Origin of the sequence: Brachybacterium sp. P6-10-X1 (genome assembly GCF_001969445.1) — a bacterium.
In the GTDB taxonomy this organism is placed as follows: domain Bacteria; phylum Actinomycetota; class Actinomycetes; order Actinomycetales; family Dermabacteraceae; genus Brachybacterium.
In genome coordinates, this window is record NZ_CP017297.1 from 2085608 (window position 1) to 2100531 (window position 14924).

Annotated in this window: 13 protein-coding genes; 12 read left to right on the plus strand and 1 reads right to left on the minus strand. The window is 73.8% G+C overall.

Features of this window, described 5'->3' with window-relative positions; all coding sequences use genetic code 11:
- Positions 1–184 precede the first annotated feature (184 nt).
- From BH708_RS09585 to crcB, 9 genes are all read left to right on the plus strand, one after another.
- On the plus strand, positions 185–1357 hold the full coding sequence (locus BH708_RS09585; RefSeq protein WP_076808376.1) for a hypothetical protein: 1173 nt from the start codon (positions 185–187) through the stop codon (positions 1355–1357).
- Positions 1354–2676, plus strand: coding sequence for a TadA family conjugal transfer-associated ATPase (locus BH708_RS09590; protein ID WP_076808377.1), 1323 nt, complete (start codon positions 1354–1356; stop codon positions 2674–2676). Before BH708_RS09585 ends, BH708_RS09590 begins: the two co-directional genes overlap by 4 nt.
- A complete protein-coding gene (locus BH708_RS09595) occupies positions 2673–3767 on the plus strand; it encodes a type II secretion system F family protein (RefSeq protein WP_076808378.1) in 1095 nt (364 codons plus the stop codon). The genes BH708_RS09590 and BH708_RS09595 overlap by 4 nt, the downstream gene beginning before the upstream one ends.
- A gap of 200 nt (positions 3768–3967) precedes the next feature.
- The gene (locus BH708_RS09600; RefSeq protein ID WP_076808379.1) at positions 3968–4168 is read left to right on the plus strand and encodes a DUF4244 domain-containing protein; all 201 of its coding nucleotides are present in this window, start codon (positions 3968–3970) and stop codon (positions 4166–4168) included.
- Positions 4168–4563, plus strand: a complete 396-nt coding sequence (locus BH708_RS09605) for a TadE family protein (protein ID WP_076808380.1) — start codon at positions 4168–4170, stop codon at positions 4561–4563. The genes BH708_RS09600 and BH708_RS09605 overlap by 1 nt, the downstream gene beginning before the upstream one ends.
- Entirely contained in the window at positions 4560–4892 is a 333-nt protein-coding gene (locus BH708_RS09610; RefSeq protein WP_083713437.1) for an Rv3654c family TadE-like protein, read from the plus strand. Before BH708_RS09605 ends, BH708_RS09610 begins: the two co-directional genes overlap by 4 nt.
- A 171-nt stretch (positions 4893–5063) precedes the next feature.
- Positions 5064–5645 carry a universal stress protein gene (locus BH708_RS09615; protein ID WP_083713439.1) on the plus strand — a complete coding sequence of 194 codons (582 nt, stop codon included), beginning with the start codon at positions 5064–5066 and terminating at the stop codon, positions 5643–5645.
- The gene (locus BH708_RS09620; protein WP_076808382.1) at positions 5642–6112 is read left to right on the plus strand and encodes a CrcB family protein; all 471 of its coding nucleotides are present in this window, start codon (positions 5642–5644) and stop codon (positions 6110–6112) included. Before BH708_RS09615 ends, BH708_RS09620 begins: the two co-directional genes overlap by 4 nt.
- Positions 6109–6486: a fluoride efflux transporter CrcB gene (crcB, locus tag BH708_RS09625; RefSeq protein ID WP_076808383.1), complete on the plus strand. Its 378-nt coding sequence runs from the start codon at positions 6109–6111 to the stop codon at positions 6484–6486. Before BH708_RS09620 ends, crcB begins: the two co-directional genes overlap by 4 nt.
- 110 nt (positions 6487–6596) lie before the next feature.
- Here crcB and BH708_RS09630 read toward each other — a convergent pair whose 3' ends face one another.
- Complete coding sequence (locus tag BH708_RS09630; RefSeq protein ID WP_076808384.1) at positions 6597–9053, minus strand: DEAD/DEAH box helicase; 2457 nt, start codon at positions 9051–9053, stop codon at positions 6597–6599.
- A gap of 76 nt (positions 9054–9129) precedes the next feature.
- Here BH708_RS09630 and BH708_RS09635 point away from each other — a divergent pair, with 76 nt between their 5' ends.
- The 3 genes from BH708_RS09635 (at position 9130) to topA (ending at position 14597) form a co-directional block, all read left to right on the plus strand.
- Entirely contained in the window at positions 9130–10788 is a 1659-nt protein-coding gene (locus tag BH708_RS09635) for a methyltransferase (RefSeq protein WP_076808385.1), read from the plus strand.
- Complete coding sequence (locus BH708_RS09640; protein ID WP_076808386.1) at positions 10785–11777, plus strand: phosphatase PAP2 family protein; 993 nt, start codon at positions 10785–10787, stop codon at positions 11775–11777. The genes BH708_RS09635 and BH708_RS09640 overlap by 4 nt, the downstream gene beginning before the upstream one ends.
- Before the next feature lie 102 nt (positions 11778–11879).
- Positions 11880–14597, plus strand: a complete 2718-nt coding sequence (topA, locus tag BH708_RS09645) for a type I DNA topoisomerase (RefSeq protein WP_076808387.1) — start codon at positions 11880–11882, stop codon at positions 14595–14597.
- The last annotated feature ends 327 nt before the right edge of the window (positions 14598–14924 follow it).

The window sequence follows — 14924 nt, forward strand, 5'->3', positions numbered from 1 at the left end:
GTTGCGGGGACCAGTCGCACGTGGGTTCCGGTGCCGGTATTCGTCGTTGTGCAGATCACACTACGCCGGGGGCGCGGCGGGTGCAAGCCCCGTGCCCGGGGCGTCCTTCCTCCCCAGAGGGTGGTTGTCCACCATCGAGGTCGACGCGGTGCGCTGCGGCTCCTGAGCTGGCCACCATGGCCGCATGACCAGCACCACCACGACACCGGCCCGTCGCCCTCCACCCCTGGAGGACCTCCTCGATGCGGCGGTCCCCACCGACCCGTCGGGCCGCTGGGATGCCGTCCCCCGGCGTCGGCGCGCGCGGTTCCCCGGCCCCATCACGCAGCCGGACGAGCCGCCCCCGCAGGAGCGTCCCCAGGTGCGCTGGCTGGGGTCCGGGGACGCTCTGCGGGAGCAGGTGCGCGATCACGCCACCGCCGTGGGGATGGACCTGATCGACACGACCCGCGACGGCTCCTCGGCGGGTCTGCCCGCCGCTGCCGTCATCGATGGGGCCGCTCTCGCCGGCGGTGAGCGCCCTCCGACCGGGTCCCACACCCCGCTGCTGGTGGTGATGGACGGGCCCGACGTCCCCGTGGCCGCGTGGAAGCGGGCGCTGAGTGCCGGGGCCCGGGCCGTGATCCCCCTGCCCGACGGCTCCGAGGAGCTGCTCTCCCTCCTCGCCGAGCTCGCTCGTCCCCGCACTGCCTCGACCGTGGTCGCCGTGACCGGCGGCTGCGGCGGGGCCGGTGCGTCGAGCTTCGCCGCCCGCCTCGCGGCGGCAGCGCGCTCGCGGGGCTCGGTGGTGCTGGTCGATGCCGACCCGCTGGGCGGCGGCCTGGACCTGCTGGTCGAGGGGGTCGGCTCCACCGGCATCGGATGGGCCGATGCCGACGGTCTCGGCCCCGACGACGGGGAGGCGCTGCGGGAAGGGCTGCCCCGGGTCGACGAGGTCTCCCTGCTCGTCGCCCAGGATCATGTCGGGCCCGACCCGTCCTCCCTGTCGAAGGTGCTCTCTGCGCTCTCCCCGCTGGGCGGGACCGTGATCGTGGACCTCGACTCCGCCCTGGTGCCGGTCGCCGCCGAGCATGCCGACCAGCTCCTTCTGGTCGTGCCCACCACCGATCATGCGGTGCGGGCGACCTCCCGGCGCCTGCGCAGCTGGCCTCAGCTCGACCTTCCGACGCAGGTGATGGCACGCCGGCGCGGCCACCTGTCCCCGCAGGACGTCTGCGAGGACCTCGCCCTTCCGCTGGCCGGCGCCTTCCGCGACAGCCCCCGGGGCGCCATCCCCCTGCTGGACGTGCGCCGGGGCGGAGCCGACCGAGCGGCCCGGCGCCTGCTGGCCCGGACCGGCGCGGAGCTCGTGCCATGACGGCGCCCGGGACCACCGCACCCGAGGACTTCTCTGACCTCCTGGAGCTCGTGCGCGAGGATCTGGTCCGCTCCCCCGGACCCGTCGACGTACCGCGTATCGCCCGGGTCCTGCGAGGTGCGGGGCGCGTGCTCGGCGCTGCAGCGACTCTCGAGATCACCACCCGGGTCCGTGACCACATCGACGGGCTCGGCCCCCTGCAGTCCCTCGTCGGCCCCGGGGTGACCGATCTGCTGGTCAACGACGACGGCTCGGTCTGGGTCGACGACGCCGACGGCCTGCGGCCCACCACGGTGCATCTGCCCCCGGCCCCGGCCCGAGACCTCGCGGTGCGCCTGGCGACCGCGGGCGGGCGGCGTCTCGACGACGCCGTCCCGTGGGCCGATGCCCACCTGCCCTCGGGGATCCGCGTCCACGCCGTGCTGCCGCCGCTGTCCCCCGGCGGCACGATACTCTCCCTGCGTCTGCCCTCCACCGAGAGCCTCGACCTCACAGCGCTCGGCGAGCTCGGCACCGTCGGGGAGCAGGCCCGTGCGGTGCTGCTCGCCCTGGTCGCCGCCCGGGTGCCGTTCCTCGTCACGGGCGGCACCGGGACCGGCAAGTCGACCCTGCTCGCGGCCCTGCTGCGGGAGGCCCCGCCCACCGAGCGGATCGTGGTGGTCGAGGACGTCCTCGAGCTCGCCGTGGACCATCCGCACGTGGTGCACCTGCAGTCCCGCCACGCCAACAGCGAGGGTGCCGGCGCCGTGGATCTGACGACCCTGGTGCGGCAGAGCCTGCGGATGCGCCCGGATCGGATCGTGCTCGGGGAGTGCCGCGGCGCGGAGATCCGCGAGCTGCTCCAGGCGCTGAACACCGGTCATGAGGGCGGCTGCGGCACTGTCCACGCGAACACCGCCGCGGATGTGCCCGCCCGGCTGGAGGCCCTCGGCGCCCTCGGCGGTCTCGACCGTGGGGCGCTCGCCGCCCAGGTCAGCAGCGCCTTGGAGGTCGTCGTGCATCTCGGACGGCGCGGCGGCCTCCGTGTGCTCGAGGAGATCGCCGTGCTGCACCGCGATCGCGAGGGGATGCTGCGCGCCACCACCGCCCTGCGCGTCGAGGAGGGCGGTCTGCGGGAGGGGCCGGCCGCCACCGCTCTGGCCGAGCGACTGGCACGCGGCTCGCGCACGTCCTCCCCCGCGTCGGGGGCGATCGCCCCGGAGGCGGCGGACTCCCCGGCACCGGCTGCAGACGCACCGGGCACGGATGCACCGTCGTCGTCCGGCCGGTCCATGTTCTCCGCGTCCTCGTCGTCCCGGACCGGTCGGAGGGCGGCATGATCATCCTCGCGCTCCTGTCCGCGCTCTGCCTGGTCTGGGTGGTGACGCCGCCCGCGATCCCTGCGACTGCGCAGGCCGCGGGCCCGCGGGCCCGGCGCTCGGTCGCGACCACGCTCGAGGTGGCGCGGATGGTGGAGCAGCTGGCCACGGTGATCGGTTCCGGGGCGTCGATCCGTCGTGCCTGGGGCGCGGTCGCCCGGACGCTGCCCGTGGGGGAGCTTCGTGAGCTGGCCCGCGCCGCGGCCTCCGGGGCGGATCCCCGGCGAGCGGCCCCGGGCCGGCTGCACGGCTCGGAGACGATCGGATCACTCGGCGCCGCGCTCGCGGTGTGCGAGCGCACGGGGGCGCCCACGGCCGGGATGCTGCAGGGTCTCGCCGATGCCCTGCGGGACCTGCACGATGCCTCCCTGGCCCGGCGCACGGCCTTCGCGGGGCCGCGCTCGACCGCCCGGATCCTGCTGGTGCTGCCGCTGGCCGGGCTCGGGCTGGGGATGCTGCTGGGCGGGGATCCGCTGCACCTGCTGCTCACCTCGCCGTCCGGGAATCTGCTGGCGGCCCTCGGGATCGCGCTGACCGCTGCGGGCTGGTGGTGGATGCGGCGCCTGATCCGCCAGGCGGATCCGCCCCACTCCGGCCGCGTCGACCCGTCGGTCGTCCTGGAGCTGATCGCCGGAGCCCTCGACTCCGGCCTGCCCCTGTCCCGCTCCGTCGCCGCGGTCGCACAGGCTCTGCCCGCAGGACCGGATGCCCAGCTGCTGGGTCGATCGGCCGCCGCGCTCGAGGCCGGGCTGCCCGCCGCGCTCGCCGCCCGGGACCTCCCGCCGGTCTTCGCCCCGCTGGGGCAGTCCGCGGTCCTGGCGGAATCGGCCGGAGCGGATCTGTCGCGCGTGCTGCGATCTGCGGCCCGGGACGGGCGCAGGGGGCGCGCCCGGTCCGCGGAGGTGCGGGCGGCCCAGCTCGCGGTGCGTCTGGTGCTCCCCACCGGCATCACGCTGCTGCCGGCCTTCGTCGTGCTGGGGATCATCCCGACCGTGATGTCCCTGCTCGGCGGCACCTTCGCGCTCACCACCACGGGGTCGGTGCTGCCATGACCACCGCGCCGCCCCGGGCTCGGGGCCCGCCGTCGGACGGCCCACGGCGGGTGAGACGCCGAGAGGTGGCGGCTGTGGCCGCCGTATCAGGACGGCAGCCGCCGTCCGCCCGCGGCAGCTCGTCGCCTCCGAGTCGGGCGACGATGCGCCGCTCACGAATCGGACGGTATCGCGCCGTCCACGAGGTGAAGGAGAAGTCCATGTCCGCCACGAAGAACCAGCTGCGTCGCGGGCTCGACCGCGTGATGCGGGACGAGACCGGAGCATCCACCGCCGAGTACGCCATCACCGTGCTCGCCGCCTGCGGTTTCGCCGCCGTCCTGGTCGCCCTGCTGGCGTCCGGCGAGGTGCGCGAGCTCCTGCTGGGCATCATCACGTCCGCTCTGTCGATGGGGTCGTGATGACGCGGTCCGCCCGGTCGTCCCCCTGGCGGGACGACCGGGGGTCCGCCACGGCGGAGACGGCGATCGTGCTGCCCGTGGTGGTCGCGATGGTGATCGTGATCCTGCTGGTCGGAGCCGGTCTTGGCACCCAGCTCCGCCTCGAGAGCGCGGCTCGTGGTGCTGCCCGTGAGCTGGCTCGCGGTGAGCCGGCCGCCGCTGCGGTCGACACCGCGCAGCGGATCGGTGGCGAGGACGTCCAGGTGCAGGTCTCCGGCCGCGGAGCGTGGGTGCAGGTGGAGGTCACGCGAGTGGTGGAGGCTCCGGTCGGGACGCTGTCGGGCGCTCACTGGGAGCTGTCGGCCGATGCCGAGGCTCGACGGGAGCCGCATCTGGTCGACGGCGGCGGCTCATGAGCACCGGGGCCGCCGGGGTGCTGGCCTGGACCGGGGCCGCGACCGCTGCCGTCGCGGGGCTGTCCCTACTGGGCACCGGGGTGCTGGCGGCGTCGCAGGCGGCCACCGCCGCGGATCTGGCGGCCCTCGCCGGGGCCGACGCCCTCGCGGCCGCGAGCACCCGGCCCTGCGAGGTCGCGGCGGAGGCCGCTGCGCGCAACGACGCCCGGCTGACCAGCTGCGAGCGACGCGCCTGGGACGTCCTGGTGGAGGTCGAGGTCGACGCCTCGCCACTGCCCCCGGCGAGCGCTCGAGCCCGGGCGGGGCCCGGACCCGAGGAGCTGCCCTGACCGTGCCGGGCCACCGAGGTGCTCGCCTCGATTGCGCGAGGCTCCGGGGCATGCCAGAGTGACCCTCTGACGCCATGCGTCGCGGCGGTGGGGCTCGCCGTACCCAACCTCGGATCTCCGACAACAGTCCCTACCCGATCGGCGCCGGCGCGCCCGAAGGTAGGAGACCTGATGACCGCCACCCCACCCCCCGCACCGCACGACGGCCCCGCACGGCAGGACGACGAGCCGACAGCCCACGACGACCGCCCCGGACCCGTCCTGGTCGCCGTGGTGTCCGAGCAGCCACCCGTCGTCGTCCGGACCGCGGCGTCCTTCGCCCACCGTCTCGGCACGGACCTTCTGTGCGCCTGGGTCGACACGTCCCGGTACGTCCTCGCCCAGATGCCCGACGGCGCCCTGGCGACCCTGCCGCTGGATCCGGATCTGGTCGAGGCACCGGCCGACGGCCTCGACCCCGGCCTCGAGACGGCCATCGCCGCGGCCCTGCACCCGCTGCCGGTGCGCTGGTCGGCCCGATCCCTGGCGGGCGGTGCGGCCCAGGAGCTCGCCGCCCTCGCCGAGGAGGTCGACGCCGAGATGATCGTGGTCGGCACCCGCGAGGCCGGATGGAGAGGATCGCTTCACGAGCTGCTCGGCGGATCCGTCGCGGTCCAGCTCGCCCACCGTCAGCACCGCCCCGTGATGGTGGTGCCGCTGGGCCCGGATTCCGACGGCGCGGTGCTCCCCGACCACCCCGAGGAGTACGCATGAGCGCCCGACCGCGCCCCGCCCACCGTCGGCCCGGGCTCCTCGCCCTGGTCGCGCTCGGCGGCGCGGCGGGCACGGCCTGCCGAGCGGGGCTGGACACCGAGATCCCCGATGTCGGCGGCGTGTCCTCGACGATCCTGCTGATCAACGTGCTGGGGGCGTTCCTCCTGGGGCTGCTGCTGGACTCCCTCGCCCGCCGCGGCCCGGACCAGGGCCGACGGCAGCGGATGCGCCTGCTCCTGGGTACCGGGTTCCTCGGCGGTTTCACCACCTACAGCACGCTCGCGACCCACACCGCGCTGCTGATGGGCAGCGGCTCCCCCGCTGCGGGTGTCGCCTACGGCCTGATGACGGTGCTCGGAGGGGGCCTCGCGACCTGGGCCGGCATCGCCGTCGCCGCGGCGCTGAGCCCGCGCCCGGCGACGGGACCGCGCACGACGGCGACGCCCTCGACGCAGGGGCGCCGATGACGCCGCTGCTGTTCCTGCTGCTCTCGGTCGCCGGCGGGATCGGCGCCGCGACCCGATTCCTGCTGGACGGCATGATCCGCGACCGCACCGACGGCTCCGCGCCGTGGGGCACGATCCTCATCAACCTCAGCGGCTCGCTGCTGCTGGGGCTGCTCACCGGCGCGGTGCTGGCCCATGCGGCGCCCGGGCCCTGGCAGCTGGTGCTCGGCACGGGCTTCCTGGGCGGGTACACGACGTTCTCCTCCGCGAGCATCGAGACCGTGCGGCTGCTCCAGGAACGACGCCTCGGGGCCGGGATGCTGAACGGCCTGGGCAGCCTGCTCGGGACGTGCATCCTGGCGGCGCTCGGCCTCTGGCTCGGCAGCATGCTCTGAGTCCGTCCCGGCAGCCGCCGGCCCCGCTCGCGCACCCGCCGGCCCCCGGCTCCGGGTGTCGAGAAGGCCGGTGACCCTGGACGTCCTCGCCGACCCGGGACGGTCCCGGCTCAGGACGTCGCCGGGGCCTCCGGCCGCAGCAGGTCCAGCAGCTTCTCCGCTTCCGGTTTGGACAGCGGCTCGTTGCCGTTGCCGCACTTGGGGGAGACGACGCAGGCGGGGCAGCCCGCCTCGCAGCGGCATTCGGCGATCATGTCCGCGGTGGCCCGCACCCAGGCGGCGGCGTCGTCGGCCCCGCGCTCGGCGAAGCCGGCCCCGCCCGGAGCGCCGTCGTAGACGAAGATCGTCGGCTCGCCGGTGTCCTCGTGCTGGGCGGCAGAGACCCCGCCGATGTCCCAGCGGTCGCAGGTCGCCAGCAGCGGCAGCATCGAGATCGCGGCGTGCTCGGCCGCGTGCAGCGCGCCGGGCAGCTCCTCACCAGGGATCTCGGCGGCATCGGTCCGGGACTGCGGGATCACCCACCACACGGCCTTCGTGGTCAGGGTGCGCGGGGGCAGGTCCAGCGCGTGCTGGGCGAGCACCGCCTGGGTGAACACGTCCCGCACCTGGTAGCCGGTGACCTGGTCGGTCACGTCCACGGTGCCGAAGCAGAGCTGGACACCGTCGGCCCAGGCGACCTCGCGGTCCGTCTGGCGGATGCGGATGGTCGAGGTGGACTGCGGGTGGGTGGAGTGCAGCGGGTCCTCGCGGCGGACGAAGGCGACCGCCTGCTCGACGTCGAGGTGGCGCACCACGTAGCTGGTGCGCTGGTGGATGTAGACGGCACCGTCGTGGACCTGGGTGTGGGCGCTGGCGGCGTCGACGGTGCCCAACAGGGTGCCGCTGGCCTCCTCGACGATCCGCACCGGCTCCCCGCCGCTGCCGCGCAGATCCGTCAGCTCGTGGGCGGACGCGGTCATGGTCCAGTACCATCCGCTCGGCCGGGCGCGCAGGACCCCGCGGGCGGCCAGGGTTCTCAGCAGCTCCCGCGCGGTGGGCCCGAAGATCTCCTCCTCGCCGTCTCGGATCGCGAGCTCGGAGGCCGCGGCACAGAGGTGGGGCGTCATCACGTAGGGGTTCGCGGGATCGAACACGGCCGCCTCCACCTCGGCGCCGAACAACGTCTCGGGATGGTGGACGACGTAGGTGTCCAGCGGGTTCTCCCGCGCCACGAACAGCGCCAGCGCATCACCCCCGCGCTCCTGGCGGCGGCCGGCGCGTCCGAACTGCTGCCACAGGGAAGCGCGGGTGCCGGGCCAGCCGGCGATCACCACGGCGTCGAGCCCGGCGATGTCGATGCCCAGCTCGAGGGCGTTGGTGGAGGCCAGCGCCCGCAGGTCCCCGGAGCGCAGGGCGTCCTCGAGCTCGCGGCGCTCCCGGGCCAGGTAGCCACCGCGGTAGGCCGCCACCCGTCGCGCCCGGTCGGCCAGCTGCGGGGACAGCGCGTGCTCGGCCTTCTGCTCGAGCAGGCGCCGGGCCCCGCTGGAGACCAGCTCCGCACCGCGACGGGAGCGGGCGAAGACGAGGGTCTGGACGTCCTGCTCGACGAGGTCCGCCAGCAGTGCGCCCGCCTCGCTGGTGGCCGAGCGGCGCAGCGGTTCCTCGGAGCCGGACCGGTGCCGCGTCCCGTCGGGGCCGTCGTCCCCGTCCGCGGCCTCGTCCGTCTCCGTCGGGTCGGGCTCGGGGCCCCGGCCGTCGACCCGGGTGCGGGTGCCCGGCTCCCACAGGCCGACGGTCAATCCGGCCCGCGGCGATCCGTCCTCGGTGACCGGTGCGACGTCCTGACCGATCAGCCGGCTCGCCGACAGCTCGGGGTCGGCGGTCGTGGCCGAGGCCAGGATGAACGTGGGTTCGGCGCGGTAATGGGCGGCGATCCGTCGCAGGCGCCGCATCACCATCGCCACATGACTGCCGAAGACGCCGCGGTAGCTGTGGCACTCGTCGATGACCACGTAGCGCAGCGCCCGGAAGAAGCTCGCCCACTGCTCGTGCCCGGGCAGGATCCCGAAGTGCACCATGTCCGGGTTGGTCAGCACGACGGTGCCGTGCCGACGCACCCAGCGCCGCTGCTCGGTCGGGGTGTCGCCGTCGTAGACCGCGATCCGGGCATCGCGCAGCCCGGCCCCGTCCGCCATCGCGGTGATGTTGGTCAGCTGATCGGCAGCCAGCGCCTTCGTCGGCGAGAGATACAGGGCGGTGGCGCGGCGCGCCCCGGGGTCGAGCTCGCGCGCGCCGACGGCGGTGAGCATCGGCAGCAGGTACGCCAGCGACTTGCCCGAGGCGGTCGCCGTGGCGAGGACCACGTTCGTCCCCTCGTGCGCCAGCTGCGCGGCCTGCTCCTGGTGGGTCCAGGGCGCGGTGATCCCCTGCTCGCCGAGGTGCGTCAGAAGACGCGGATCGGCCCAGTCGGGGAAGCTGCCGCGCCGCCCGGGCCGGGCGGGACGCTGCTCGACGTGGGTGAGGCAGGCCCGGCGGGTCAGCGGCTGCGAAAGATCGGCCAGGAGGTCGGCCGCTCTGCCTGCCCGCATCCGCTCCTCGATTCCTCGACATGTCCCACACCCGCGCTCCCGATCGGTGCCGGGTGGCTGGGGCACAATCGTAGCCATGCCATCCGACGCACCATCGGCTCCCCCGAGGGCACTGCCGGCGCTGATCCCGGCCCTGCGTGCCGATCTGCTCGCCGCCCCGTACACGAGCGAGGCGCTCGAGGCCCTGCTGGGGCCCGTCGCGGCCGCGGCGCTGGCGCGCGAGAACGCGGTCCCTGCCCGTCGCGTGACAGAGCCGCTGCTCGATCCCGCCGCGGTGCTGCTGCGACTGTTCACCCTGGGCGCCGTGGTGCCGCGCTCGCTGGTTCGGACGGCCCTGCCCACCCTCGGCGTCGACGGCGCCCTGCGCCTGGGTCTGCTGGCGCCGGCCGCCGAGCCCAAGGCGTACGCCCGGGACGATCGCGCCGCCGACGATCCGGACACCCCGCTGCGTGCCCTGATCGACCTCGCCCCCTATGCCGCGAGCGACGACGCGGGCGAGATCTCCTGGTGGATCGCCTCGGACCTCTCGGAGATGGCGACCGGCCGTGAGCTGTCGCCCGAGCATGTCCTCGGTGTGGGCGGCGCCTCGCTCACGCTGGCCCGGATCACGCCGCGCGACCCGGTGGGAACGGTGCTGGACGTCGGCTGCGGCGGCGGGATCCAGGCGATGCATGCCTCCCGTCACGCCGACCGCGTGATCGCCACCGACCTGTCCGAGCGGGCCCTGGACTTCGCCGCCTTCAACGCCGCGCTGAACGGGATCGAACTCGAGCTGCGCCAGGGCTCGCTGCTGGAGCCGGTGGGCGAGGAGACCGTCGACCTGATCGTCTCCAACCCGCCCTTCGTCATCACCCCGCGGGGCCGGGCGCGCGAGGTCCCCCAGGACGTCGGGACGGAGCCGTCGGTCCCGGCCGACGGAACCGCCACCGGGACCCCGGTGTGGACCTACCGCGACGGCGGCCTCGCCGGCGACACCCTGCTGGCCGAGCTGCTGAGCGCCCTGCCCGCCCATCTCGCGCCGGGCGGCCGCGCCGTCCTGCTCGGCAACTGGGAGATCGCCCACGGCGCACCCTTCGACGAGCATCCTCGCTCCTGGCTCGCGCCCGCCGCGGAGGACGGCGTCGACGCGTGGGTGATCCAGCGCGAGCAGGAGGATCCCGCACAGTACGCGGAGACCTGGGTCCGCGACGCCGGGGTCACCGCCCGCGATCCGCGCTGGCCCGCCCTGGTGGGGTCCTGGCTCGAGGACTTCGCCGGGCGCGACGTCGAGGCCGTCGGCTTCGGCTATCTCCTGCTGCGCCGCCCGGACGCGGGCCCGACCGCCGCTCGCCGCGGCGTGCTGCGCACCGAGGTGGCCACCGGCACCGGGACGGGTTCCCTGGCATCCCACCTCGCCGCCGGGCTCATGGCGCTCGACGTCCTCGCGGGACGGGACGACGACGCTCTCGCGGCGGATCGGCTCGTGCGCGCCGATGACGTCGTCGAGCGCCGCCATCTGACGCCGGGCGCCTGGGATCCGATGCTGATCGAGCTGGTCCAGGGAGCGGGCCTCGCCCGCGTGGTCCGCACCGATCAGATCCTGGCCGCGACCGTCGGCGCCCTGGACGGCACCCTCACCGTCGCCCAGATCGTCTCCGCGGTGTGCGCCCTGACCGATGCCGACCCCGACGAGGCCCTCGAGCAGGTGCTGCCGAGCCTGCGCGACCTCGTCATCACATCGATGGTGACCCTGTGAACGATCCTCTCGACGCCCCCGCCGCCCCGACGCCGCAGCGCCCTCGCGGCGCGACGGTCCGGCCGCTGCTGGCCCTGCTGACCGCGGCCGCCTGCGCCGCCTTGATCGTGCTGCTGGTCCGCACAGCGGTCGGCACCGCGAGCGGGCAGCGGCTGGACCAGCTGATCCTCTCGGGAGCCCAGGACGACGAGGGGACCCTCGGCCAGTACGCGGCATCCGCCGTGGGGACCGTGAGCCTCCCGGTGATGGCCGGGCTGCTCGCGACCGCCGTCGTGCTGGTGCTGCTGCGTCGACGCCTGTACCTGCTGCTCCCGCTGGGCCTGCTGGTGGTCGGCGCGAACCTCACCACCCAGGTCCTCAAGCACCTGGTGGTCTCCCGGGAGGCGCTGGGCCCGGGCATCGACATCACCCCGAACTCCTTCCCCTCCGGCCACACCACCCTGGCCGCGGCCGCGACGATCGCCGTGGTGCTCGCCTCGGGCCGGGCGCGCGTGGTCCTCGCCCCGCTGGGCGCCCTGTGGACCGCCGCGGCGGGCATCGGCACCCTGGTACTGGGCTGGCACCGGCCCAGCGATGTGATCGGCGCGATCCTGATCGTGGCCGGGTGGACCTTCCTGGTCCTGTTCCTCGACGGGCTGCACACCCGCCGCCGGCTCGGCCGGGCCGCGCCCTCTCCGGGGCACGGAAGACGTCGACGGGGCGGGGCGAGTCCGGCCGGCGGCCCGCGGCGTCGTCCGCGCATGTCTCGGGCCGACGCGATGATCGCCGCGCTGCTCGGCCTGGCAGGCGTGGCGGGGCTGGCCTACGGATCGCTCGAGCTGTCCTCCCTGCGGCTCCCGCTGGATCTCGAGGACGTCGCCCAGCAGCAGGATTCCTTCCCCGCCATGGCCGCCCTGATCGGCGGCGGCACCGCTGCGTGGATGGCGCTGGTGCTCGTCCTGCGCTCGCCGATCTCACACAGGAGCCGCTCCGGCGACCGTGTACCGTGAGCAATCGCCGAGCGCTCGGGAGAGCCCGGTGGACCCCGGACCACAGCATCCAGCGATGGCGGACGGGCCGCGACGCGACGCGGCGAGGAAGGACGTATCAACGTGACAGGCGGACGGCATCTGGTGATCGTCGAGTCCCCGACGAAGGCGCGCACCATCGCGCCCTACCTCGGCGACGGATTCGACGTGATGGCCTCGGTGGGGCACATCCGTGACATCCCGGTGCCCCGTGACCTGCCGGCCGAGATGAAGAAGGGGCCGTACGGCAAGTTCGGCGTCGACGTCGAGAACGGCTTCGACCCGTACTACATCGTCAACGCGGAGAAGAAGAAGACCGTCGCGGACCTCAAGAAGGCCCTCAAGGATGCCGACACCCTCTACCTCGCCACCGATGAGGACCGCGAGGGCGAGGCGATCGCCTGGCACCTGCTGGAGACGCTCAAGCCCAAGAAGTCCTTGCCGGTCAAGCGCATGGTGTTCCACGAGATCACCAAGGACGCGATCCTCGGCGCTCTCGAGAGCACCCGTGACATCGACACCGATCTGGTCGATGCGCAGGAGACCCGCCGCATCCTGGACCGCCTGGTGGGCTTCGAGCTGTCGCCGGTGCTGTGGCGCAAGATCAAGCCGTCCCTCTCCGCCGGGCGGGTGCAGTCGGTCGCGACCCGCCTCGTGGTCGAGCGGGAGCGGGAGCGGATGGCCTTCGTCCCCGCCGACTATTGGGATGTGACCGGCACCTTCGCGGCCGAGACGGGTCAGTTCAGCGCGAAGATCGCCACGGTCGACGGTTCCCGCGTCGCCACCGGCTCCGACTTCGCCGACGACGGCACGCTGAAGCCGAAGGCGAAGAACGCCGCCGTCCTGACCGAGGAATCCACGAAAACCCTGGTCGAGGCGCTGACTGACGCCCCCGCCGAGGTCGCCGCGCTGGAGTCCAAGCCGTACACCCGCCGGCCGGCCGCGCCCTTCACCACCTCCTCGCTGCAGCAGGAGGCCTCCCGCAAGCTGCGCCTGGGGGCCCGCCAGTCGATGCGGGTGGCCCAGTCGCTGTACGAGAACGGGTACATCACGTACATGCGTACCGATTCGGTCACGCTCTCCGGGGAGGCGATCACGGCCTCCCGCGGCCAGGCCGCCGAGCTGTACGGCTCCCAGTACGTGCCGGACAAGCCGCGCTACTACCAGACCAAGTCCCAGAGCGCGCAGGAGGCGCACGAGGCGATCCGCCCCGCCGGGGATCGTTTTCGCACCCCGGCGGACGTGGCCGGGCAGCTCTCGGGCGACGAGTTCCGCCTGTACGAGCTGATCTGGAAGCGCACGGTCGCCTCGCAGATGGCCGACGCCAAGGGCACCACCTCCACCGTCGAGCTCTCGCTGACGCAGTCCGGGCGCACGGCGACTTTCCGCGCCGCCGGCACCGTGATCACCTTCCGCGGCTTCCTGGCCGCCTATGAGGAGGGGCGCGATGCCAGCCGGTACGGCAACGACGACTCCGGCGACAAGCGCCTGCCGCAGATGGAGGAGGGCCAACAGCTCGACACCCGCGAGCTGACCCCGGACGGCCACACCACGACGCCTCCCCCGCGCTACACCGAGGCCTCGCTGGTGCGGGCGCTGGAGGAGCGCGGCATCGGCCGCCCCTCGACCTATGCCTCCACCGTCGCCACGGTGCAGGACCGCGGCTACGTGCTGCGCCGGGGCAGCGCCCTGGTGCCCAGCTGGACCGCCTTCGCCGTGGTGCGCCTGCTCGAGGAGCATTTCGGGGCATTCATCGACTACGATTTCACCGCCCAGATGGAGCAGCAGCTGGACCGGATGGCCCAGGGCGAGCTGGGCCGCAAGCAGTACCTCGAGGAGTTCTACCTCGGAGACGGCGAACAGGGCCCCATCGGGCTCAAGCGCATGGTCGACGACCTGGGCGACATCGACGCCCGAGCGATCAACAGCATCGAGATCGGCGAGGGCATCACGCTGCGCGTGGGCCGTTACGGCGCGTATGTCGAAAGGGCGGCGCGGGACGAGGACGGTGAGCTCATCGAGGGCGCTGCTCCGCAGCGCTCCTCGGTCTCGGACGACGTCGCTCCCGACGAGCTGACCGTCGAGGTGGCGCAGGAGATGCTGGAGCGGGCCAAGGACGACGGGCGGGTGCTGGGCACCGATCCGGAGACCGGCCACGAGGTCGTCGCCAAGGACGGCCGCTTCGGTCCCTACGTCAGCGAGGTCCTGCCGGAGGTCGAGGGCGACAAGACGCCGAAGTCCAAGAAGCCGAAACCCCGCACTGGCTCGCTGCTGAAGTCCATGGACCTGGCCACCGTCACCCTCGAGGACGCGCTGAAGCTGTTGAGCCTGCCGCGCGTGGTCGGCACCACCGAGGACGGCACCCCCGTCACGGCGCAGAACGGCCGCTACGGCCCGTATCTCAAGAAGGGCACGGACTCCCGCTCGCTGGAGACCGAGGACCAGATCTTCTCCATCACGATGGAGGAGGCCGAGAAGCTCTACGCCCAGCCCAAGACCCGGGGTCGAGCCGCCGCCAAGCCACCGCTGAAGGAGCTCGGCACCGATCCGACCAGCGAGAAGCCGATCGTGATCAAGGACGGTCGCTTCGGCCCGTACATCACCGACGGCGCCACGAACGTCTCGCTGCGCTCCACCGAGAGCGTCGAGGAGATCACCGAGAAGGTCGCGGTCGAGAAGCTCGCGGAGAAGCGCGCGAAGGGGCCCGCGAAGAAGAAGACCCCGGCCAAGCGCTCGACCGCGACGAAGAGCTCGACCGCGAAGAAGAGCACGACGACGAAGAGCTCGACTACGAAGAAGTAAGGCGCGGCGGCCCCTGACAGGGGTCGGTCGCACGAGACGACAGGGGCACGGGTCAGCGGGGCCGTGCCCCTGTCGCGTGCTGATCGGACGGTTCCCGTCGGACCCGCCGCTGTCGGAGGCCCCCACCCTCGCCCGAGGTCGCCTCACGCCTCGTGCCGCCCACGCTCCGCACATGACCCCTCCGGGATCGGGCAAAACGGTCGCCGTGCGCGTATGCTCCGAGAACTGGACCACTCCGGTCGCATCCGCGCATGTCAGGTCACAACGCAGCATCGAGGTCGCGACGAGCCGCCCCGCGCCTGCCCTGCCGGTGCGACCGGCCTACAG